The organism is Streptomyces sp. TLI_146 (genome assembly GCF_002846415.1).
GTDB lineage: Bacteria > Actinomycetota > Actinomycetes > Streptomycetales > Streptomycetaceae > Streptomyces.
Genome location: NZ_PJMX01000001.1, coordinates 7,130,823 through 7,151,573, shown reverse-complemented (window position 1 = coordinate 7,151,573; position 20,751 = coordinate 7,130,823). Strand labels below are relative to the sequence as shown.

15 protein-coding genes and 2 pseudogenes are annotated in these 20,751 nt (G+C 70.5%); 13 read left to right on the top strand and 4 right to left on the bottom strand.

Annotated features, from left to right (window positions below; genetic code table 11):
- Window positions 1-120: 120 nt before the first annotated feature.
- The gene (locus tag BX283_RS31800; RefSeq protein WP_373979313.1) at window positions 121-2,598 is read right to left on the bottom strand and encodes an MFS transporter; all 2,478 of its coding nucleotides are present in this window, start codon (window positions 2,596-2,598) and stop codon (window positions 121-123) included.
- A gap of 253 nt (window positions 2,599-2,851) precedes the next feature.
- Entirely contained in the window at window positions 2,852-3,295 is a 444-nt protein-coding gene (locus BX283_RS31795; RefSeq protein ID WP_101390877.1) for an SRPBCC family protein, read from the bottom strand.
- 165 nt (window positions 3,296-3,460) lie between these two features.
- On the opposite strand from BX283_RS31795, the gene BX283_RS31790 reads away from it, so the two are divergent.
- From BX283_RS31790 to BX283_RS31780, 3 genes and pseudogenes are all read left to right on the top strand, one after another.
- Entirely contained in the window at window positions 3,461-4,501 is a 1,041-nt protein-coding gene (locus BX283_RS31790; protein ID WP_101390876.1) for an Rv2578c family radical SAM protein, read from the top strand.
- A 57-nt stretch (window positions 4,502-4,558) separates the two neighbouring features.
- Window positions 4,559-4,960, top strand: coding sequence for a RidA family protein (locus BX283_RS31785; RefSeq protein WP_101390875.1), 402 nt, complete (start codon window positions 4,559-4,561; stop codon window positions 4,958-4,960).
- A 23-nt stretch (window positions 4,961-4,983) separates the two neighbouring features.
- A pseudogene (locus tag BX283_RS31780) lies at window positions 4,984-5,382 on the top strand (N-acetyltransferase family protein); the annotation flags it as partial.
- A gap of 80 nt (window positions 5,383-5,462) precedes the next feature.
- Here the strand turns inward: BX283_RS31780 and BX283_RS41775 are convergent.
- Window positions 5,463-6,038, bottom strand: coding sequence for an adenylosuccinate lyase (locus tag BX283_RS41775; RefSeq protein ID WP_101390874.1), 576 nt, complete (start codon window positions 6,036-6,038; stop codon window positions 5,463-5,465).
- Between the two features lie 614 nt (window positions 6,039-6,652).
- Here BX283_RS41775 and BX283_RS31770 point away from each other — a divergent pair.
- The 9 genes and pseudogenes from BX283_RS31770 to pssA all read left to right on the top strand — a co-directional run bounded on the left by BX283_RS31770 (window position 6,653) and on the right by pssA (window position 17,497).
- On the top strand, window positions 6,653-8,434 hold the full coding sequence (locus tag BX283_RS31770) for a 3-hydroxyacyl-CoA dehydrogenase family protein (RefSeq protein WP_101390873.1): 1,782 nt from the start codon (window positions 6,653-6,655) through the stop codon (window positions 8,432-8,434).
- Between the two features lie 115 nt (window positions 8,435-8,549).
- Window positions 8,550-9,368, top strand: coding sequence for a TetR family transcriptional regulator (locus BX283_RS31765; protein ID WP_257583987.1), 819 nt, complete (start codon window positions 8,550-8,552; stop codon window positions 9,366-9,368).
- A 398-nt stretch (window positions 9,369-9,766) separates the two neighbouring features.
- On the top strand, window positions 9,767-11,104 hold the full coding sequence (gene ccrA, locus BX283_RS31760) for a crotonyl-CoA carboxylase/reductase (RefSeq protein ID WP_101390871.1): 1,338 nt from the start codon (window positions 9,767-9,769) through the stop codon (window positions 11,102-11,104).
- Window positions 11,105-11,118: 14 nt separating this feature from the next.
- Window positions 11,119-13,130, top strand: a pseudogene (locus BX283_RS31755) (protein meaA).
- A complete protein-coding gene (locus BX283_RS41075) occupies window positions 13,127-14,092 on the top strand; it encodes a CoA ester lyase (protein WP_218976533.1) in 966 nt (321 codons plus the stop codon). Before BX283_RS31755 ends, BX283_RS41075 begins: the two are co-directional and overlap by 4 nt.
- A gap of 4 nt (window positions 14,093-14,096) precedes the next feature.
- A complete protein-coding gene (locus tag BX283_RS31750) occupies window positions 14,097-14,609 on the top strand; it encodes a MaoC family dehydratase (RefSeq protein WP_101390870.1) in 513 nt (170 codons plus the stop codon).
- 2 nt (window positions 14,610-14,611) lie between these two features.
- Window positions 14,612-15,817: an acyl-CoA dehydrogenase family protein gene (locus tag BX283_RS31745; protein ID WP_067166208.1), complete on the top strand. Its 1,206-nt coding sequence runs from the start codon at window positions 14,612-14,614 to the stop codon at window positions 15,815-15,817.
- Window positions 15,818-16,002: 185 nt separating this feature from the next.
- Window positions 16,003-16,659, top strand: coding sequence for a phosphatidylserine decarboxylase (locus tag BX283_RS31740; RefSeq protein WP_067166206.1), 657 nt, complete (start codon window positions 16,003-16,005; stop codon window positions 16,657-16,659).
- Window positions 16,646-17,497, top strand: a complete 852-nt coding sequence (gene pssA, locus BX283_RS31735) for a CDP-diacylglycerol--serine O-phosphatidyltransferase (RefSeq protein ID WP_180357302.1) — start codon at window positions 16,646-16,648, stop codon at window positions 17,495-17,497. Before BX283_RS31740 ends, pssA begins: the two co-directional genes overlap by 14 nt.
- 243 nt (window positions 17,498-17,740) lie before the next feature.
- On the opposite strand, the gene BX283_RS31730 is transcribed toward pssA, so the two are convergent.
- Window positions 17,741-18,895 (bottom strand): glycerate kinase, encoded by a 1,155-nt coding sequence (locus BX283_RS31730; protein ID WP_101390869.1) that lies wholly within the window; start codon window positions 18,893-18,895, stop codon window positions 17,741-17,743.
- Window positions 18,896-19,038: 143 nt separating this feature from the next.
- Here BX283_RS31730 and BX283_RS31725 point away from each other — a divergent pair, with 143 nt between their 5' ends.
- Window positions 19,039-20,736 carry a BCCT family transporter gene (locus BX283_RS31725; RefSeq protein WP_101390868.1) on the top strand — a complete coding sequence of 566 codons (1,698 nt, stop codon included), beginning with the start codon at window positions 19,039-19,041 and terminating at the stop codon, window positions 20,734-20,736.
- Window positions 20,737-20,751 lie beyond the last annotated feature (15 nt).

Here is a 20,751-nt window from a genome sequence, read left to right as displayed (position 1 = left end):
TCCCCGCCGCAAGGATCTGCGGCTGTGCCACCTACCGTACGGCCATACGAAGGCCTTGCGCGGGGCAACGCCGGAATAGGGCGCACGCCCGCGTGTACCGGGCAATTGGTTGAAGAATAGTCAGTCCTCGTGGCCCAGTTGGAGGTCGCGCTCGGTGCGTCCGCCGCCGGCGACCTGAAGCACCGTGGCCACCGGCGGATACCCGGCGGCGATCACCGTGTACTCGCCGGACGAGAGGTCGACGAAACGGAAGGTGCCGTCGGGGCCGGTGGTGAGGGTGTCCACGACGTTCCCGGCGGCGTCGAGGAGCGTCACGCGCGCGTCCTCGACCGGCCGTCCGCCGCTCGCCCTGACCGTGCCGCGCAGCACCGCGCCGCCCGCGAGCTCGATGTCCTGCCGGGTCTCGCGCGAGGCCTGGACGCTCACCGGGAGCGCGGCGGGCCGGAAGGCGGGCGCGCTCGCGGCCAGGGTGTACTCGCCGGCCACCAACTCGCTGATCACATAGGCTCCTTCGCGCCCGCTTCGGGTCGTGGCGACGACCTCGCCGCGTACGTCGGTGAGCGTGACGGCGGCGTCCCTGACCGGGGTGCCGTCGGCGGTGACCACGGATCCGGCCAGCCGTCCGGCGCCGCCGAGGACCACGTCGAGGTCGACCGGGCGCTCGCCGACGGTCACCGAGACGGCCTGCGGCTGGTGCCCTCCGGCCGCCGCGATCAGCACGTAGCTGCCGGGTCCCGGAACGCTCAGCGCGTACCGCCCGTCCTCGCCGCTGCCGCCGCGCCCGACCTGCTGCCCGCGCACGTCGACGAGGGTGAGCGCGGCGCGCGGCACGGTGGTCCCGTCGCTGTGCTGGACCGTTCCGCAGACGGGAACTCCGCTCGTGTACGGGGCGTTGGACGTACGGGCGTGGGGCACGGGTGCCGGTTCGACGGCGGGGGCGTTCTGGGACACCAGCGGTTTCTCCTTGAGGAAGAAGGCGAGCAGGAGGCCGAGCACGAGCACGGGCACCAGATAGAGGAAGATCCGCGGCATCGCGTCGGCGTACGCGCGGATGTAGCCGTCGCGCAGGGCGGGCGGCATGGTGTGGACCAGCTGCGGGGTGATCGACTCAGGGTCGGGGAGGCGGGCGCCCGCGGGGAGCCGGTCTTCGAGGGAGTGCGCCAGGCGGTTGGTGAACAGGGTGCCGAAGACGGCGGCGCCCACGCTTCCGCCGATCTGCCGGAAGTAGTTGTTGGCGCTGGTGGCGGTGCCCAGGTCGGCGGGGTCGGCGGCGTTCTGCACGGCGAGGATGAGCACCGGCATCACCAGGCCGATGCCGATGCCCAGGACGGCCATCCAGACGCTGTAGTCGAGCCGGGGCGTGTCGGTTTCCAGCCGGGAGAGCAGCCACATGCCGACGGCCGAGACGGCGCTGCCGAGGACCGGGTAGATCTTGTAGTGGCCGGTGCGACTGATGAGCTGTCCGGAGATGATCGAGGCGGCGACGATGCCGCCCATCATGGGCAGGACGAGGAGCCCGGACTCGGTGGCGCTGGCGCCGTCCACCATCTGGAGGAAGGTCGGCAGATAGCTGGCCGCGCCGAAGAGCGCGACGCCGATGACCGCGCCCACCAGACCGGAGATGTTGAAGATCGAGTCGCGGAACAGCCGCAGGGGGATGACCGGTTCGCGTGCGTAGTTCTCGACGACGACGAAGAGCAGGGTCGTGCCGAGCGCTCCGGCGGCCAGCCCCAGGATGGTGCGCGAGCCCCAGGCGTACTCCGTACCGCCCCAACTGGTCAGCAGCACCACGCACGTCGAGGCGGCGACGAGCAGGAGCGAGCCGAGGACGTCCAGGCGCGGGCGGGCCGCGGGCCGGGGCAGTTTGAGGACGACGGCGATGACGGCGAGGGTGACCAGGCCGAAGGGGACGTTGATGTAGAAGCACCAGCGCCACGAGGTGTGGTCGGTGAAGAAGCCGCCGAGCAGGGGTCCGGCCACGGAGGCCAGGCCGTAGACGGCGCCGATCAGGCCCATGAAGCGGCCGCGTTCGCGGGGCGGCACGATGTCCGCGATGATCGCCTGTACGCCGATCATGAGGCCGCCGCCGCCGATTCCCTGGAGGGCGCGGAAGGCGATGAGTTGGTCCATGGTCCGCGACCAGCCGGCCAGCGCCGAGCCGATCACGAAGACGACGATGGCGAACTGGAAGACGGGCTTGCGGCCGAAGAGGTCGCCGAGCTTGCCGTAGATGGGCAGCCCGATGGTGGAGGCCAGCAGATAGGCGGTGACGGCCCAGGAAACCTTGTCGAGGCCGTGCAGATCACCGACGATCTTCGGCAGCGCGGTCGCCACGATCATCTGGTCGAGCGCCGCGAGCAGCATGGTGAGCATCAGGCCGACGAAGACCATCCGCACCCGGCGCGGGGTGAGCCCCACGGGGGCCTCGTTCGCACCCTCCACCGGCGCCGGGACCGGTGGCCCGTCCACCGGCGGCCCGTCCACCGCCGCCGCGTCGGAGAACTCCGGGGCCGGCTGCTGCGCGGCCCGCCGCATCCAGCGCCGCTCCCCCGAAGGCCCGCCTCGCGCCGGGTCCTTCACCAGAGTGATCCCACCCACGTCTGCTCCCCTCGTCGCGCCGCCTGATTCGCCTGCGCGGCGTACATACTGCGCATCGGGCGCTAATGGGGAGCAAGCGGAAGAGGAGTGGGGCGGGGGAGCTCAACTCGCCCTGGCGGGGCGCGCGTCCACCGCCCCATCAGCGCGTTTCACACGACCCGGGACGCGCGGGCGCACCACCGGGCCGCCGTGAAAACCACTCGAACCGGTGACTGTGACCGGAAACGCGCAGGGGCCGGCTGTCGGGTCGGGCCTACTTCTCGACCTCGGCGGCGAGCTTGCCGAGCACCGTGTCGTAGATGCGGTTGAGGCCCTTGGGGGCGAAGGTCTTCTCGAAGAAGCCGCCGATGCCGCCCGCGCCGTTCCACACCGTGGTGACGACGACCCTGGAGCTGCCCTCCCCGGCGGGGGTGACGGTCCAGGTGGTGACCATGGAGGAGTTGCGGTCCTTCTCGACCAGCTGCCCCTCGGTCGGCTCGGAGACCTCCAGCAGGCAGTCGCGCACACGCTTGCTGGTGGCCTGGAGCTTCCAGTGGACGAGGGTGCCCTCGCCGTCGCCGCCCTCGCGCACCTGGTACTCGCTGAAGTGCTCGGACAGAAGCTTCGGGCGGCTGTCCTTGTAGTCGGCCACGGTGTCGAACACCGTCTCCGGGCTCGCCGCGATGATCCGCTCCGTGGTGGCCTCGACCTGCGCCATGGCTCTTCCTCCAGCACTCGTGACATCCGGGGGGTACGCCCGGATTCGGGGTGGGCAAAGCCAATCACCTCGGGTCCGGGCCCCCAAAATCGGGGTTGCTGCGATCATGGGAACAGATGTTCTATTCTGAGGTCAGTGCTACGGAAGAGGCCCGAGGAGGCGTTCATGCGCTGGGACAATCTGGCCGAGACCGATTCACCGGGGCCGGGCGCGGGCGGCGCGGCCGCGCTGTTCGACGCGGACGCGGTGGTGACCCGCACCTTCGACACCCCCGAGTTCCGCGGGGTCACCTTCCACGAGGTCCGCGCGCGTTCGATCGTCAACCGGGTGCCCGGGGTGTCCCGGATGCCGTTCGAGTGGACCGTCAACCCGTACCGGGGCTGCACGCACGCGTGCGTGTACTGCTTCGCCCGCAAGACCCACAGCTATCTCGACCTCGACACCGGGCTCGGCTTCGACTCGCAGATCGTCGTCAAGGTCAACGCGCCCGAGCTGCTGCGCCGACACCTCTCCTCCCGGCGGTGGGAGGGCGCGCACATCGCCATGGGCACGAACGCCGACTGCTACCAGCGCGCCGAGGGCCGCTACCGGCTGATGCCGGGGATCATCGAGGCGCTGCGCGACCACGCCAACCCGTTCTCCATCCTCACCAAGGGCACGCTGATCCTGCGCGACCTGGACCTGCTCCAGCAGGCGTCCGAGGTCACCCACGTCGGCATCTCCGTCTCCGTGGGGTTCGTGGACCACGCGCTGTGGCGCACGGTCGAGCCGGGCACGCCCGCGCCCGAACGGCGTCTGGACGTCGTACGGACGCTGACCGACCACGGCATCGGCTGCGGCGTCCTGATGGCCCCGGTCATCCCCTTCCTCGGGGACCACCCCGACCAGCTGCGCGCCACGGTCCGCGCGATCGCCGCCTCCGGCGCGACCTCGGTGACGCCGCTGGTGCTGCATCTGCGGCCGGGGGCGCGCGAGTGGTTCATGGGGTGGCTCGGCGGGCACCATCCGCATCTGGTGCGGCGGTACGAGCGGCTGTACGCGGAGGGGGCCTACGCGCCGAAGTGGTATCAGCGCCGGATCACCCGCCAAGTACACGAGTTGGCCACCGAGTTCGGCATCGGACCGGCGCACCGGGGCGCGGCCCGGCGCATTCCGCGGCGCATGGAACCGGAACCGGCCGGTCCGACCCAGCTCACCCTGCTCTGACCGTTCTGGCCAAATCCCGGTGGCCGCGTTGTCAGTGGCATGGTCCAGGATGGACGCATGACTTCGCTGACGCACATCGCCACCCCGGACGGCCTCGCACCCGGCGTCAACTACAGCCATGTGGTGTGGGGAACCGGCCGGTTCATCGCGATATCCGGCCAGTGCGCCCTGGACGAGAAGGGGAACGTGGTCGGGGAGGGCGACCCGGTGGCACAGGCGCGGCAGATCTTCGAGAACCTGCGCCGCTGTCTGCAGGCCGCGGGGGCGACGTTCGACGACGTGGTGAAGCTGACCGTCTTCGTCACCGACATCGCCCACCTGCCCGCGGTCCGCGCGGCGCGGGACGAGCACCTCGACAGCGGCCGGCTCCCCGCCAGCTCGGCGGTGCAGGTCGCGGCGCTGTTCCGCCCCGAACTCCTGATGGAGATCGAGGCGTTCGCGGTGGTCGCCGACCGTTGAGCACGGACCTCCGCGTACGGGACATGACCGCGGCCGACTGCGAGGCGGTCGCGGCCGTGCGTATCGAGGGATGGCGGACCGCCTACCGGGGTCTGGTCCCGCAGCCGTACCTGGACGGTCTGAGCGTCGAGCGCGACGCCGAGCGCCGCCGGGAGCATCTGACCGACGGCGACGGCTCTGTGGTCAACGTGATTGCCGAACGGGCGGGCGAGGTGATCGGCTGGGGCTGCTACGGGCCGTACCGGGAGGACGGCGGTAGGCGGACGGCCGACGGCGAGCTGTATGCCCTGTATGTGCACCCCGGCCACTGGTCCACGGGCGCCGGGCGGCTGTTGGCGGCCGAGCTGACCGCCCGCGCGGCCGCCGACGGGTATCCGCGCCTGCTGCTGTGGGTGCTGAAGGCCAACGACCGGGCCCGGCGGTTCTACGAGCGCGCCGGGTTCGCCCCGGACGGCGCCGAGGAGGACTTCGTAGTGGACGGGGTCGCGGTGCCCGAGGTGCGCTACGCGATGCGCCTGAGCGCCACGGCGGCCGCCGACGCCAGCCGGGGGCGGGCCAGCGCCGTCTCCAGGACCTCGACCGCGCGCTTGTCGCCCAGCTCCCCCAGCCCCTCCACGCAGGCGAGCGCCACCCGCCAGTAAGGGGTGTCGGGCGAGAGCAGCGGCCGCAGGGTGGTGATCAGCGCCGGTACGGCCTCGGGGGCGCGCAGCGCGGTGAGCAGCCGCACGGGGTGCAGGGCGTAGGCGGTGCGCAGCTGGTTGGTGGCGAGCGCGGCCGCCGCCCGTGCCGTGCGCGGGTCGCCGAGCCGGGCCAGGGCGTGCGCGGCGGAGACACAGCGCGCCGGGTCCCGGTGGTTGAGCAGCAGCACCAGCGCCTCGAAGGCGCGCCGGTCCCCCGCGCAGCCGAGCCGGAAGGCCGCGATCTCCCGCGCCCACAGGGGGCGTTCGCGCTCGGTGAGCACGGCCGCGAGCTCGTCCGGGTCGTCGGTCGAGAGCAGCCGTTCGTACGCCGGCACCGCGTCCGACGCCCTGGCCTCGTCCCGCAGCCGGTCTGCCAAGGACCGGAGCTCCTCGTCCATGCGGGAAGCGTAGTGGGCCGGGCCGGACCTCCGCTGCGGGGTGTTTGTGCCCGGTCTTTGTCTGCGGGCCGGTGGTGAGTTGCCCGCGCCGTTCCCCGCGCCCCCTGTGGTGCCCGGGCTTCGTCCGCGGGCCGGTGGTGGGTTGCTCGCGCCGTTCCCCGCGCCCCTCAAACCCTCGTTCGTCTGCGGGCCGTGGTCTCTTCTCGCGCAGTTCCCCGCGCCCCCAGGCAGCCGGGGGCGCGGGGAACTGCGCGAGCAACCCAGCACGGTCCGCGGACGAACGACGCCCCGGCCGCGAGGGCGAGCCAGATCACATGGACTGGCTGCCTCCGCGGTATGGCGCGCTCGTTACTCACCAGTTAATCTCATGTGAGCGGGTACCCCCCGCGAACTCCGGTGGCCTGGTGACGCAGCCACCGCGAGTGTTCGTCGGTTCGGCAGTTTCACGGCGTGGCCCCGGGACCGGGTCCGTCGGCCCTCAGCACCACCACGACTCACCTCCCGCACGCCGTGCGCCGCCGCGCGCACCCGCGTCCTCACCGACGCCTTGGCGACAGCCGGACGCCGGCCGCGTGCGCCCTCTCCTCAGTCGTCACTCACCCTGGAGTCCCGTGATGGACACCCCCCTGAACACCGTCGCCGTGGTCGGTCTCGGCACCATGGGCACCGGCATCGCCGACGTGCTCGCCCGCGCGGGCCGCGAGGTCATCGGCATCGACATCAGCGAGCAGGCCGCCCGCCGGGCCGTGGCCTCCCTGGAGGCGTCCACCGCCCGGGCCGTGGCCCGCGAGCGCATCACCGAGGAGGAGCGGCGCGACGTCCTCGCCCGGTTCCGCACCTTCACCGACCTCCAGGCGGCGGCCGAGGCCGACCTGGTCATCGAGGTCGTGCCCGAGTCGTACGAGCTCAAGCAGCAGGTGTTCGCCGCGCTCGACGCGATCGTCGCGCCCACCGCGATCCTGGCCACCGGCACCAACGCCCTGTCGGTGACCCGGCTCGCCGCCGAGTCCTCGCACCCCGAACGCGTCCTGGGCCTGCACTTCTTCAACCCGGCACCGGCCATGAAGCTCGTCGAGGTGGTCTCCTCGGTGCTGACCGCACCGCCCGCCGTGGAAGCGGTCACCCGGCTCGCCCTGGACCTGGGCAAGGAGCCGGTCGCGGTCGGCGACCGCCCGGGCTTCGTCGCGGACGGGCTGCTCTTCGGGTACCTCAACCAGGCCGCCGCGATGTACGAGTCGAAGTACGCCTCCCGCGAGGACATCGACGCCGCGATGAAGCTGGGCTGCGGGCTGCCGATGGGCCCGCTGGAACTGCTCGACCTGATCGGCATCGACACCGCCCGCACGGTCCTGGAGGCGATGTACACCGACTCGCACGACCGGCTGCACGCCCCCGCGCCCATCCTCGGCCAGCTCGCCGAGGCGGGCCTGACCGGCCGCAAGGCGGGCCGCGGCTTCTACACGTACGAGGCCCCGGGCAGTGCCACGGTGGTGGCCGACGCCCAGACGCCCGCCACGATCGCGGGCACGGGCGGCGGCCGCGAGATCCGCTCGGTCGGCGTGGCCGGATCCGGGACCATGGCCTCCGGCATCGCCGAGGTCTTCGCCAAGGCCGGGTACGACGTGGTGCTCGCCGCGCGCGGCCTGGAGAAGGCCGAGACCGCCAAGTCCCGTATCGCCAAGTCGCTTTCGCGCTCTGTCGACAAGGGGCGGATGTCCGCCGAGGCCCGCGACGAGACGCTGTCCCGCATCACCCCGGCCGGTGCCCTTGAGGCCTTCGCCGAGGTGGACCTCGCCGTCGAGGCGGTCGCCGAGGACCTGGGGGTCAAGCAGCAGCTGTTCGCGTCCCTGGACAAGATCTGCAAGCCGGGCGCGGTGCTCGCCACCACCACGTCCTCGCTGCCGGTCGTCGCCTGCGCCCGCGCCACCTCGCGCCCGCAGGACGTCATCGGGATGCACTTCTTCAACCCGGCGCCCGCGATGAAGCTGGTCGAGGTGGTCCGTACGGTCCTGACCTCGGACGAGGTGCACGCCACCGTCCGCCAGGTCACCGCGAAGATCCGCAAGCACCCGGTGGACTGCGGGGACCGGGCCGGGTTCATCGTGAACGCGCTGCTCTTCCCGTACCTCAACAACGCGATCAAGATGGTCCAGGAGCACTACGCCTCGCTGGACGACATCGACGCGGCGATGCGGCTCGGCGGCGGCTACCCGATGGGGCCGTTCGAACTCCTCGACGTGGTCGGCCTCGATGTGTCCCTGGCCATCGAGAAGGTGCTGCACGCCGAGTTCCGCGACCCGGGCCTCGCGCCCGCCCCGCTCCTTGAGCACCTGGTCGCGGCCGGGTGCCTGGGCCGCAAGACGGGCCGTGGATTCCGCGAGTATGCCCGGCGCTGAGCCGTGGGGCTCCCCCGCCCACCGGCCGGGGGAGGGCTGGGGCGGGCTGCTCGATCCGTCGGGCGGTCCGCCCCCGCGAGCGCGACTTCCTGCACATATGCAGTACGTTCGGTCCATGCCCCAGCCCGCTGCCTCATCGAAACGGCCGACCCGAACGTCCGCCACGCCCGACGCCCCGGAAAGTGCCGCCGGCAGCCGCGCGGCCGCCCAGCGGCTCAAAATGCGCCGCGAGCTGGCGGCCGCGGCAATGGAGCTCTTCTCGGCCAAGGGGTACGAGGCCACCACGGTCGACGAGATCGCGGCCCGCGCCGGGGTCGCCCGCCGCACCTTCTTCCGCCACTTCCGCTCCAAGGAAGAGGCGATCTTCCCCGACCACGACGACACCCTCGTACGGGCCGAGGCGGTGCTCAACGCCGCGCCCCCGCACGAGCATCCGCTGGACACGGTGTGCCGGGGGATCAAGGAGGTCATGAAGATGTACGCCTCCTCCCCCTCGGTCTCCGTGGCGCGCTACAAGCTGACCCGCGAGGTGCCCACCCTGCGGGAGGCCGAGATCGCCTCGGTCGCCCGCTACGAGCGGCTCTTCACCCGCTATCTGCTCGGCCACTTCGACGAGCACGAGCACCACGCGGGCAACGACGACCCGCTGCTCGCGGAGGTCGCCGCCTCGGCGGTCGTCACCGCGCACAACCACGTGCTGCGGCGCTGGCTGCGGGCGGGCGGCCAGGGCGACGTCGAGACCCAGCTCGACCACGCCTTCGCGATCGTCCGGGACACCTTCGGCTCCGGGATCGGGGCGGGCCGCACCGCCGAGCCGAAGCCCGCCGCCGCGTCCGTCTCCACCAGCGACGAGGTGCTGGTCGCGGTGGCGCGGACGGACGCGCCGCTGGACGAGATCATGCAGTCGATCAAGAAGGCGCTCCGGCAGCGCTGAAACCGTACGGAATCTGGTGCATCCGGATGAAAGCCGCCCCATTGGGGCGGCTTTCGTCGTTCCCGGCTCCCGAGGGCATTCCGCAAGCGGAATCGATCGATCATCGCTCATCCGTGCAGGTCATTACGCAATTGAGAGAAATTGTTGGCACGCGGTGTCTTGCCGACTGGCACTGCGTGCCATACGTTGATGTTGTCCGGGCGGCCGGCGTGCAGAGACCTTTCGTACGCCGGCTGTCCCCGCAAGCTTTCCAGCGAGCGCGCCCGGACGCCTGCGTCACAGGCACCCTCCCGCGCCCACCAGGCGCCGCCGATCCCGTAGTACCGCCGAACCGACGGCACACCTCCACAGCAGCAGTCCCCTCAGCGTTCCCAACGCGCTTCGCCGGAGGCAACACCGTGAAGGAAATCCTGGACGCGATTCAGTCGCAGGACAGCACCGCCGCCGACATCGCGGCTCTGCCCATCCCCGAGTCGTACCGCGCGATCACCGTGCACAAGGACGAGGCGGAGATGTTCGCCGGGCTCACCACCCGGGACAAGGACCCGCGCAAGTCGATCCACCTGGACGAGGTGCCGGTGCCCGAACTCGGCCCGGGCGAGGCCCTGGTGGCCGTCATGGCCTCCTCGGTCAACTACAACTCGGTGTGGACCTCGATCTTCGAGCCGGTGTCCACCTTCAACTTCCTGGAGCGCTACGGCCGGCTCAGCGAGCTCACCAAGCGCCACGACCTGCCGTACCACGTGATCGGTTCGGACCTGGCGGGCGTCGTCCTGCGCACCGGGCCGGGTGTCAACGCCTGGCAGCCCGGCGACGAGGTCGTGGCGCACTGCCTGTCGGTGGAGCTGGAGTCCTCCGACGGCCACAACGACACCATGCTCGACCCCGAGCAGCGCATCTGGGGCTTCGAGACCAACTTCGGCGGCCTCGCCGAGATCGCGCTGGTCAAGTCCAACCAGCTGATGCCCAAGCCCGCCCACCTGTCGTGGGAGGAGGCGGCGGCGCCCGGTCTGGTGAACTCCACCGCCTACCGCCAGCTCGTCTCCCGCAACGGCGCCGGTATGAAGCAGGGCGACAACGTCCTGATCTGGGGCGCGAGCGGTGGACTCGGCTCGTACGCCACGCAGTTCGCGCTGGCCGGCGGCGCCACGCCGATCTGTGTCGTCTCCAGCCCGGAGAAGGCCGACATCTGCCGCGCCATGGGCGCCGAGGCGGTCATCGACCGCAACGCCGAGGGCTACAAGTTCTGGAAGGACGAGCACACCCAGGACCCGAAGGAGTGGAAGCGCTTCGGCAAGCGCATCCGCGAGCTGACCGGCGGCGAGGACATCGACATCGTCTTCGAGCACCCCGGCCGCGAGACCTTCGGCGCCAGTGTGTACGTCACCCGCAAGGGCGGCACCATCACCACCTGCGCCTCCACCTCGGGCTACATGCACGAGTACGACAACCGCTACCTGTGGATGTCCCTGAAGCGCATCATCGGCTCGCACTTCGCCAACTACCGCGAGGCCTGGGAGGCCAACCGCCTCATCGCCAAGGGCAAGATCCACCCCACCCTCTCCAAGGTCTACAGCCTCGAAGAGACCGGGCAGGCCGCCTACGACGTCCACCGCAACCTGCACCAGGGCAAGGTCGGCGTCCTCGCCCTCGCGCCGCGCGAAGGCCTCGGCGTCCGCGACCACGAACTCCGCGCCCAGCACCTCGACGCCATCAACCGCTTCCGCAACATCTGAGCACGGAGCGACATATGACTGAGCGTCACAAGGACCGGCCCTGGCTCATGCGGACGTACGCCGGTCACTCGACCGCCGAGGCGTCCAACGAGCTCTACCGGCGCAACCTCGCCAAGGGCCAGACCGGCCTGTCGGTCGCCTTCGACCTGCCCACGCAGACCGGCTACGACCCGGACCACATCCTCGCCCGCGGCGAGGTGGGCCGGGTCGGGGTCCCGGTGTCCCATCTCGGTGACATGCGGCGGCTGTTCCAGGACATCCCCCTGGAGCAGATGAACACCTCGATGACCATCAACGCCACCGCGATGTGGCTGCTGGCCATGTACCAGGTGGTCGCCGAGGAGCAGGGCGCCGACATCACCAAGCTGCAGGGCACGACGCAGAACGACATCGTCAAGGAGTACCTGTCGCGCGGGACGCACGTCTTCCCGCCCGGTCCGTCGCTGCGGCTGACCACCGACATGATCACGTACACGGTCAACCACATCCCCAAGTGGAACCCGATCAACATCTGCAGCTACCACCTCCAGGAGGCGGGGGCCACCCCGGTCCAGGAGATCTCGTACGCGATGTCCACCGCGATCGCCGTGCTCGACGCGGTATTCGCGTCCGGGCAGGTGCCCGAGGACCGCAAGGGCGAGGTGGTCGCGCGGATCTCGTTCTTCGTGAACGCGGGTGTCCGGTTCATCGAGGAGATGTGCAAGATGCGGGCGTTCGGCCGCATCTGGGACCAGGTGACGCGCGAGCGGTACGGCATCGAGGACGCCAAGCAGCGCCGCTTCCGCTACGGCGTGCAGGTCAACTCGCTGGGTCTGACCGAGGCGCAGCCGGAGAACAACGTCCAGCGGATCGTCCTGGAGATGCTGGCCGTGACGCTGTCGAAGGACGCCCGCGCGCGGGCCGTCCAGCTCCCCGCCTGGAACGAGGCGCTCGGCCTGCCGCGCCCCTGGGACCAGCAGTGGTCGCTGCGCATCCAGCAGGTCCTGGCGCACGAGAGCGACCTGCTGGAGTACGAGGACATCTTCGCCGGGTCGCACGTCATCGAGGCCAAGGTGGACTCGCTGGTCGAGGAGTGCCTGGCCGAGATCGAGCGGATCCAGCAGATGGGCGGCGCGATGGCGGCCGTCGAGTCCGGCTACCTCAAGTCGCAGCTGGTCTCCTCGCACGCCGAGCGCCGGGCCCGTATCGAGGGCGGCGAGGAGAAGATCGTCGGCGTCAACTGCTACGAGTCGACCGAGCCCAACCCGCTCACCTCCGACCTGGACACCGCGATCATGACGGTGGACCCGGCGAACGAGGCGCGGGTGGTGGCCAAGCTGCACGAGTGGCGGGACAACCGGGACGAGGCCCGGGCCTCGGAGGCGCTGGCCGCGCTGAAAAAGGCGGCCGCGGGGTCGGAGAACCTGATGGCCGCGACCCTGGAGTGCGTCCGCGCGGGCGTCACCACGGGCGAGTGGTCCTGGGCGCTGCGCGATGTCTTCGGCGAGTTCCGGGCGCCGACCGGGGTCTCCTCGGCTCCGGTCGCGGTCCCCGCCGAGGCGGGCACGCCGCTGGCGCTGGTGCGCGAGAAGGTGACCCGTACGGCCGACGAGCTCGGCTCCGGCCGGCTGCGCCTCCTTGTGGGCAAGCCGGGCCTGGACGGGCACTCCAACGGCGCCGAGCAGATCGCCGTACGCGCGCGTGACGCCGGTTTCGAGGTGGTCTACCAGGGGATCCGGCTGACCCCCGAGCAGATCGTCAACGCCGCCCTGGCGGAGGATGTGCACTGCGTGGGCCTCTCGATCCTGTCCGGCTCGCACGCCGAGCTGGTCCCGGACGTGCTGGCGCGGCTGCGCGAGGCCGGCGCTCCCGACATCCCGGTGATCGTCGGGGGATCATCCCGCCGGCGGACGCCGAGGAGCTGTGCCAGGCGGGCGTGGCCGCCGTATTCACCCCGAAGGACTTCGGTATCACGGAGATCATCGGCCGTATCGTCGACGAGATCCGGAAAGCGAACAAGCTCGACCCTCTGGAGGTCCCCGCATGACCAGCTCTGTCAACCGTCTCCGGCCGCGCCGTTCGTGCCTGGCCGTCCCGGGCTCGAACCCGCGCTTCCTGGAGAAGGCGCAGGGCCTCCCCGCCGACCAGGTCTTCCTGGACCTGGAGGACGCCTGCGCGCCGCTCGCCAAGCCGGAGGCCCGGCACACCATCGTCAAGTTCCTGAACGAGGGCGACTGGACCGGCAAGACCCGGGTCGTCCGGGTCAACGACTGGACGACCGAGTGGACGTACCGCGATGTCGTGACGGTCGTCGAGGGCGCGGGGCACAACCTCGACTGCATCATGCTGCCGAAGGTGCAGACCCCCCAGCAGATCGTGGCGCTCGACCTCCTGCTGACCCAGATCGAGAAGACGATGGGCTTCGAGGTCGGCAAGATCGGCATCGAGGCGCAGATCGAGAACGCCCAGGGCCTGAACAACGTCAACGAGATCGCCACGGCCTCCCAGCGCGTCGAGACGATCATCTTCGGCCCGGCCGACTTCATGGCGTCGATCAACATGAAGTCGCTGGTCGTGGGCGAGCAGCCGCCCGGCTACCCGGCGGACGCCTACCACTACATCCTGATGAAGATCCTGATGGCCGCCCGCGCCAACAACCTCCAGGCGATCGACGGCCCCTACCTCCAGATCAAGAACATCGACGGCTACAAGGCGGTCGCCCAGCGCGCCGCCGCCCTCGGCTTCGACGGCAAGTGGGTGCTGCACCCCGGCCAGGTCGAGGCGGCCAACGAGGTCTTCTCGCCCTCCCAGGAGGACTACGACCACGCCGAGCTCATCCTCGACGCATACGAGTACTTCACCTCCGAGGCCGGCGGCAAGAAGGGCTCGGCGATGCTCGGCGACGAGATGATCGACGAGGCCAGCCGCAAGATGGCGCTGGTCATCTCGGGCAAGGGCCGGGCGGCCGGTATGCAGCGCACGTCGAAGTTCGAGATCCCGGAGGCGTAACACCATGCAGTTCGGCCGCACCTACGAAGAGTTCACCGTCGGGGACGTGTACAAGCACTGGCCCGGGAAGACGGTCACCGAGTACGACGACCACCTGTTCTGTCTGCTCACCATGAACCACCACCCGCTCCACATGGACAGCAACTACGCGGAGAAGACGACCGACTTCGGCAAGAACGTCGTCGTGGGCAACTACATCTACTCCCTGCTGCTCGGCATGAGCGTGCCGGACGTGTCCGGCAAGGCGATCGCCAACCTGGAGGTGGAGTCGCTCAAGCACGTGGCGCCGACCTTCCACGGCGACACGATCTACGGCGAGACCACGGTCCTCGACAAGACGCCCTCCAGGTCCAAGTCGGACCGCGGGATCGTCTACGTCGAGACCAAGGGCTACAAGCAGGACGGCACGCTGGTGTGCGTGTTCCGCCGCAAGGTGATGGTCCCCACCGAGACGTACATCAAGGAGCGCGGCGGCGAGCAGCCCGGCCGCCCGGAGCTGAAGCAGCAGGAGAAGTAGCCATGGCCCGTCTCGCCCAGACCGCCGGTCTGACCGACGTCCAGCAGGAAATCCTGGCCACCGTCCGGGACTTCGTCGACAAGGAGATCATTCCGGTCGCGACGCAGCTGGAGCACAAGGACGAGTACCCGACGCAGATCGTCGAAGGCCTCAAGGAGCTCGGCCTGTTCGGGCTGATGATCCCCGAGGAGTACGGCGGTCTGGGCGAGTCGCTCCTGACGTACGCGCTCTGCGTCGAGGAGATCGCGCGCGGCTGGATGTCGGTCTCCGGCATCATCAACACGCACTTCATCGTGGCGTACATGCTCAAGCAGCACGGCACCCAGGAGCAGAAGGACACCTTCCTGCCCCGGATGGCGCTGGGCGAGGTGCGCGGCGCGTTCTCGATGTCGGAGCCCGCGCTCGGCTCGGATGTGTCGGCGATCACGTCCAAGGGCGTCAAGGACGGCGACGAGTACGTCCTGAACGGCCAGAAGATGTGGCTGACCAATGGCGGAACGTCATCGCTCGTGGCCGTTCTGTGCCGGAGTGACGAAGGACACCCCGAGGGAACCGCCCCCCACAAGTCGATGACGACCTTCCTGGTGGAGAAGGAGCCCGGCTTCGGAGAGGTCCGGCCCGGTCTGACCATCCCCGGCAAGATCGACAAGATGGGTTACAAGGGCGTCGACACGACCGAACTCATCATGGACGGACTACGCATTCCGGCCAATCGGGTCCTCGGCGGGGTCACCGGCCGAGGGTTTTACCAAATGATGGACGGAGTCGAGGTCGGCCGCGTCAACGTCGCGGCGCGTGGCTGCGGCGTCGCTCAGCGTGCATTTGAGCTGGGTGTCTCGTATGCCCAGCAACGTCACACTTTCGGCAAAGCGATCGCCCAGCACCAGGCGATTCAGTTCAAGCTGGCCGAGATGGCTACCAAGGTCGAGGCCGCTCATGCCATGATGGTCAACGCAGCACGCAAAAAGGACTCCGGGGAACGAAACGACCTTGAAGCAGGGATGGCGAAGTACCTCGCCTCCGAATACTGCAAGGAGGTCGTGGAGGACGCCTTCCGTATCCACGGTGGCTACGGCTTCTCGAAGGAGTACGAGATCGAGCGCCTGTACCGCGAGGCGCCGATGCTGCTCATCGGTGAAGGTACCGCCGAGATCCAAAAAATGATCATTGGGCGTCGGCTTCTCGAAGAGTACCGATTCCAGGGTTGATTGCCGCTTTTAGGTCGGTTTGGCCGCGAAGAACATCACACCCTGTAGGCGATTTCTGAGGGCTTCCGGCCGACCGACTCGGCTTCTGGCTTTCCCAGTTGCGGCTCGCAACCGATAGCATCGCTGGTAAACCAGCCGCCGTCCCCCACTTGCCAGCGCGGCATCATCCGCTACGAAGGTCATCCATGCCCCACAGCCAAACCTCTGCATCTCGCGACGGTTTCCTCCAGGGACGTCTTGCTCGCGGAGCATCGCCGTGGCTTCTGCCGACCGTCGCCACCGCAGCCCTCAGCCTCGCCCGCGCGCGCCGCTCCGGCGCCGCCAAGGCCGTGGCCGTGCCCGCCACCGCGCTCGCGGCGGGCATGCTGTGGTTCTTCCGCGACCCCGAGCGCGAGATCGCTACCGGGCGGGTCATCTCCCCCGCCGACGGCGTGGTGCAGAGCATCATGCCGTGGAAGGACGGACGCACCCGCGTCGCGATCTTCATGAGCCCGCTGAACGTCCACGTCAACCGCGCGCCCCTGGCCGGCACGGTGACGTCCGTCGAGCACGTGCCCGGCGGCTTCGTTCCGGCGTTCAACAAGGAGAGCGAGAACAACGAGCGCGTTGTCTGGCACTTCGACACCGAGCTCGGCGACATCGAGATGGTGCAGATCGCGGGTGCGGTGGCGCGGCGGATCGTCCCCTACATCCCCCAGGGCACCAAGGTGGAGCAGGGCGAGCGGATCGGTCTCATCCGGTTCGGCTCCCGCGTCGACATCTATCTTCCGGAGGGGGTCGAGGTCGCTGTCGAGGTCGGGCAGAAGACCACCGCGGGGGTGACTCGAATTGACCGTGATTGATCCGGACACCCAGACCGACTGGGTGCCGGGCGCGGACGCCGACGACGACGCGGAGGAGATGCCCCTCTCCCTGCGGCTGTCGATAGCGGACACCCTCACGCTCGGCAACGCGACCTGCGGGTTCATGGCGGTGTACTTCACCACCACCGGAATCCTCATCCCGCACCTGTCGGGCAGCGCCGAGACCGGCATGGCGCGGCACTCCGCCGCGACCGCCGTGATCCTGATGCTGCTCGCGGCGATCTTCGACCTCTGCGACGGCCTGGTCGCGCGGAAGCTGCGGAGCTCGCCCATGGGGGCCGAGCTGGACAACCTCTCGGACCTGATCAGCTTCGGGCTCGCCCCGGCGTACTTCGTACTCGTGTACGGCATGGTCGCGGACGACGCCCATCAGCGGGTGGCGGCCGTGGCGGCGATCACGGTGCTGCTGGCGGTGGTGCTGCGGCTGGCGAGATTCTCGTGCGTGACGATGAAGGACGGCATGTTCCAGGGCATGCCGAGCCCCTTCGGCGCGCTCACCGTCGTCTCGATCGTGCTCCTTGAGCTGCCGTTCGTGCCGACGCTGCTCGCCGTCATAGGGGTGGCGTGGCTGATGGTCAGCCGGGTCGAGTACCCGAAGCCGCGGGGGATCCTCGCGGTGGCCATGCTCAGCTGGATCGTGGGCGCGATGGGGCTGCTGGCGGCCTGGGCGTTCGACGCGCCCGGCGGTCAGCTGCTGCTCCAGACGGGCTGTGTGCTCCAGGTCGTCCTGGGCGCGGTGATTCCGCTGTTCGCCACGGCTCGCCGGGTGAACTCGATCCGCGACAACCGCCGTGAGGCGCGGGCGGCCCAGCCGTAGCGCCTGGCGGCGCGGTGTGTAGGGCCCTGGACCGTTTCGGCCCGGGGCCCTTTCGCTTGCGCGGCGTGGGGTGCGATCGGTTCGCCTGCGGGCAGTCTGTGGCTGCGCACCTGGGGGGCGCGGGGAACTGCGCGAGCGGCCCAGCACCGTCCGCAGACGAACGATGACCCTTCGCCTGCGGACCGTGCCTGGCTGAGCGCGCAGTTCCCCGCGCCCCTAGTGGGCGCCCCGCAGGCGAAACGGTCAGGTCAAGAAGTCCCTGGCGATCTGTTCCGCCGTGCGCTCCAGCAGCGGGCCCGCCTCGGCCATGCAGCGAGCCGGGTCCGGCTCCAGGGCCGTGAGGGCGTAGGCGCGGCGGATGCCCGCCGTGCCCAGGGCCTCCGGGGGCAGGGCGAGGCGGCCGCAGACCGCGACGACCTCGATGCCCGCGGCCCGGGCCGCCGCCGCCACGCCCGCCGGGGCCTTCCCGTGCAGGGTCTGCTCGTCGAGCGAGCCCTCGCCGGTGATCACCAGGGTGGCCCGGGCCAGGGCCGGGGCGAAGCCGAGGACGTCCAGCATGACCTCGATGCCCGGCCGGAACGTCGCCCCCAGGGCGACCAGCGCGCCGTATCCGATGCCGCCCGCCGCGCCCGCACCCGGGGCGAGGGCCGCCTCGGCGGCACGGGGGCCCACGGACGCCTCCAGGACCTCGGCGAAGTGGCCGAGCGCCGCGTCCAGGGTCGCCACGTCCTCGGGCGTGGCACCCTTCTGCGGCCCGTACACCGCGGGCGCCCCCTTGGGCCCCGTCAGCGGGTTGTCCACGTCGCTGGCCAGCACCAGGTCGACCGAGGCGAACCGGGGGTCAAGGCCGGAGAGGTCCGCCGTGGCCAACGTGGCGAGCGGGCCGCCCCCCGGCGCCACGGGCTCGCCCGCCGCGTCCAGGAAGCGCGCCCCGAGCGCCGACAGCATGCCCGCGCCGCCGTCCGTGGTGGCGCTGCCGCCCACCCCGAACACGATCGTGCGCGCCCCCGCGTCGAGCGCGGCGAGCAGCAGCTCGCCCGAGCCGTACGTGGTGGCGGTCAGCGGGGCGAAGACGCCCTCGGGGAGGTGCTGGAGGCCGGACGCCTCCGCCATCTCGACCACGGCCACCCCGTCCCGTACCGCGAAGGCCGCGGTGACCGGGGTGCCGAGCGGACCGGTGACCCGGGCCTCGCGGCGGGCGAACCCGGCCGCGACCGCCGCCGCGACCGTGCCGTCGCCGCCGTCGGCCACCGGCAGGGTCTCCACCGCCAGACCGGGCACGATCCGCCGCAGCCCGGCCGTCACCCGCTCCGCGACCTGTACGGCCGTGAGCGAGCCCTTGAACTTGTCCGCCGCCACCAGCACGCGCGCGGATTCGAAAACTGCTCCGTCCGTCACCTTGCTAATCCCTTGCTATCGAACAGGCAGTCGCGCCGCTCCGACCCTATCCGCCGTACGCGGCCCTGCCCATAGGAGTCCTGCACGGCGGGACGGCGTGCCACCCCACGAAACCTCCATATCGCGGACCATAGTGGGGCGCCATGAGCACGGATTCGATCGATCATTCCGGCCCCGGCGCCCCGCCCGACCACCCGGAGAACCCGGCGCCCGACCTCACCGTCGTCGCGATCGGGGTGGCCGCGGTGGTGGCCGTGGTCGCCTGGGCCGCGCTCGGCAAGCACTCCTTCGACAGCGCCTCCGCCACCGCCCTGGCCTGGGTGCTCGCCAACTTCGCCTGGCTGTTCGTGATCGCCGCCGACGCCTTCCTCGTCCTGTGCGTGGTGCTCGCGATCAGCCGGTACGGGCGGATCCGGCTCGGCGCCGACGACTCCGAGCCCGAGTTCACCAACCTCGCGTGGATCGCGATGATGTTCAGCGCGGGCATGGGCATCGGCCTGATGTTCTACGGGGTGGGCGAGCCGCTCACCCACTACCTCACCCCGCCGCCCGCGAGCGGCGCCGCGCCCCGGACCGGCGACGCGGCGCGCACGGCCCTGGAGTACTCGTTCTTCCACTGGACGCTCACCCCCTGGGCGATCTACGGCATGGCGGGGCTGGCCCTGGCGTACGCCGGGTTCCGCAAGGCGCGCGGCAACCGGCTCTCCGCCGCCTTCGTACCGCTGATCGGCGCCCGGCGCGCGGACGGCTGGCCCGGCCGCTGCATCGACCTGCTCGCGGTCTTCGCGACCGTCTTCGGCACCGCGACCAGCCTCGGCCTCGGCGCGCTCCAGGTCGCCAAGGGCCTGGAGATCACGGCGGACGTGAACGACTCCACCGCCACCGAGCTGATCATCATCGCCTCGCTCTCGGCGGCCTTCGTCCTGTCCGCGTTCTCCGGGCTGCACAAGGGCGTGAAGTGGCTGTCCACGATCAACATCGTGCTGGCCGCCGCCCTGATGCTCTTCGTCTTCCTGCTCGGGCCAACGGTCTACGTCCTGGACACCATCCCGGCGTCCGTCGGCGGCTATCTGCACCAGCTGCTGCCCATGGCCAGCCGCACCGGCGCCTTCACCGACCGGACCTGGCTGGGCGCATGGACGATCTTCTACTGGGCGTGGTGGCTGTCCTGGGCGCCCTTCGTCGGGACCTTCATCGCGCGCATCTCGCGCGGCCGCACCGTCCGGGAGTTCCTGGTCGGCGTGCTGCTGGTGCCGAGCGGGGCGACCGTCCTGTGGTTCTGCGTGATGGGCGGGAGCGCGATCCGCCTCGACTCCACCGGGACGGCCGATCTGGCGGCCAAGGTGAAGGACGGCGCCGAGGCCTCGCTCTTCGCGATGCTGGACGCGCTGCCCATCGGCACGGTGACCTCGTACCTCGCGATGGTCCTGGTCATGACGTACTTCATCACCAGCGCCGACTCGGCCTCGCTGGTGATGGGCTCGCTGACCAGCCGGGGCTCGCTGCACCCGCCGACCTGGCTGGTGGTGCTCTGGGGCGTGCTGATGGCGGCGGTCGCGGCGGTGCTGCTCGTCGCGGGCGGCCTCAAGTCGCTCCAGACGGCCACGATCCTGGTGGCCCTGCCGTTCGTCCTCGTGATGCTCGGGCTGTGCTGGGCGCTCATCAAGGAGCTGCGCGAGGACCCCGGCGCCGGGCCCGCGCGCGGCCACGCGCTGCACGGGGTGCGGGACGCGGTGCGGACCATGGTGGGCGAGGCGCTCACCGAGCAGCGCCGCCGAACGGCCAAGTACCGTACGGGTGACGGCGGTTCCGGCACCGCGTCGGGTACACCGGAGGGATGACGGGGTGGCGGCAGT

Coding starts and splice junctions, on each gene's coding strand:
- BX283_RS31795 (WP_101390877.1), bottom strand. CDS start 3,295: ATGGCGCAGGTCGAGGCCACCACGGAGCGGATCATCGCGGCGAGCCCG.
- BX283_RS31790 (WP_101390876.1), top strand. CDS start 3,461: ATGCGCTGGGACAATCTGGCCGAGACCGATTCACCGGGGCCGGGCGCG.
- BX283_RS31785 (WP_101390875.1), top strand. CDS start 4,559: ATGACTTCGCTGACGCACATCGCCACCCCGGACGGCCTCGCACCCGGC.
- BX283_RS41775 (WP_101390874.1), bottom strand. CDS start 6,038: ATGGACGAGGAGCTCCGGTCCTTGGCAGACCGGCTGCGGGACGAGGCC.
- BX283_RS31770 (WP_101390873.1), top strand. CDS start 6,653: ATGGACACCCCCCTGAACACCGTCGCCGTGGTCGGTCTCGGCACCATG.
- BX283_RS31765 (WP_257583987.1), top strand. CDS start 8,550: ATGCCCCAGCCCGCTGCCTCATCGAAACGGCCGACCCGAACGTCCGCC.
- BX283_RS41075 (WP_218976533.1), top strand. CDS start 13,127: ATGACCAGCTCTGTCAACCGTCTCCGGCCGCGCCGTTCGTGCCTGGCC.
- BX283_RS31750 (WP_101390870.1), top strand. CDS start 14,097: ATGCAGTTCGGCCGCACCTACGAAGAGTTCACCGTCGGGGACGTGTAC.
- BX283_RS31745 (WP_067166208.1), top strand. CDS start 14,612: ATGGCCCGTCTCGCCCAGACCGCCGGTCTGACCGACGTCCAGCAGGAA.
- BX283_RS31740 (WP_067166206.1), top strand. CDS start 16,003: ATGCCCCACAGCCAAACCTCTGCATCTCGCGACGGTTTCCTCCAGGGA.
- BX283_RS31725 (WP_101390868.1), top strand. CDS start 19,039: ATGAGCACGGATTCGATCGATCATTCCGGCCCCGGCGCCCCGCCCGAC.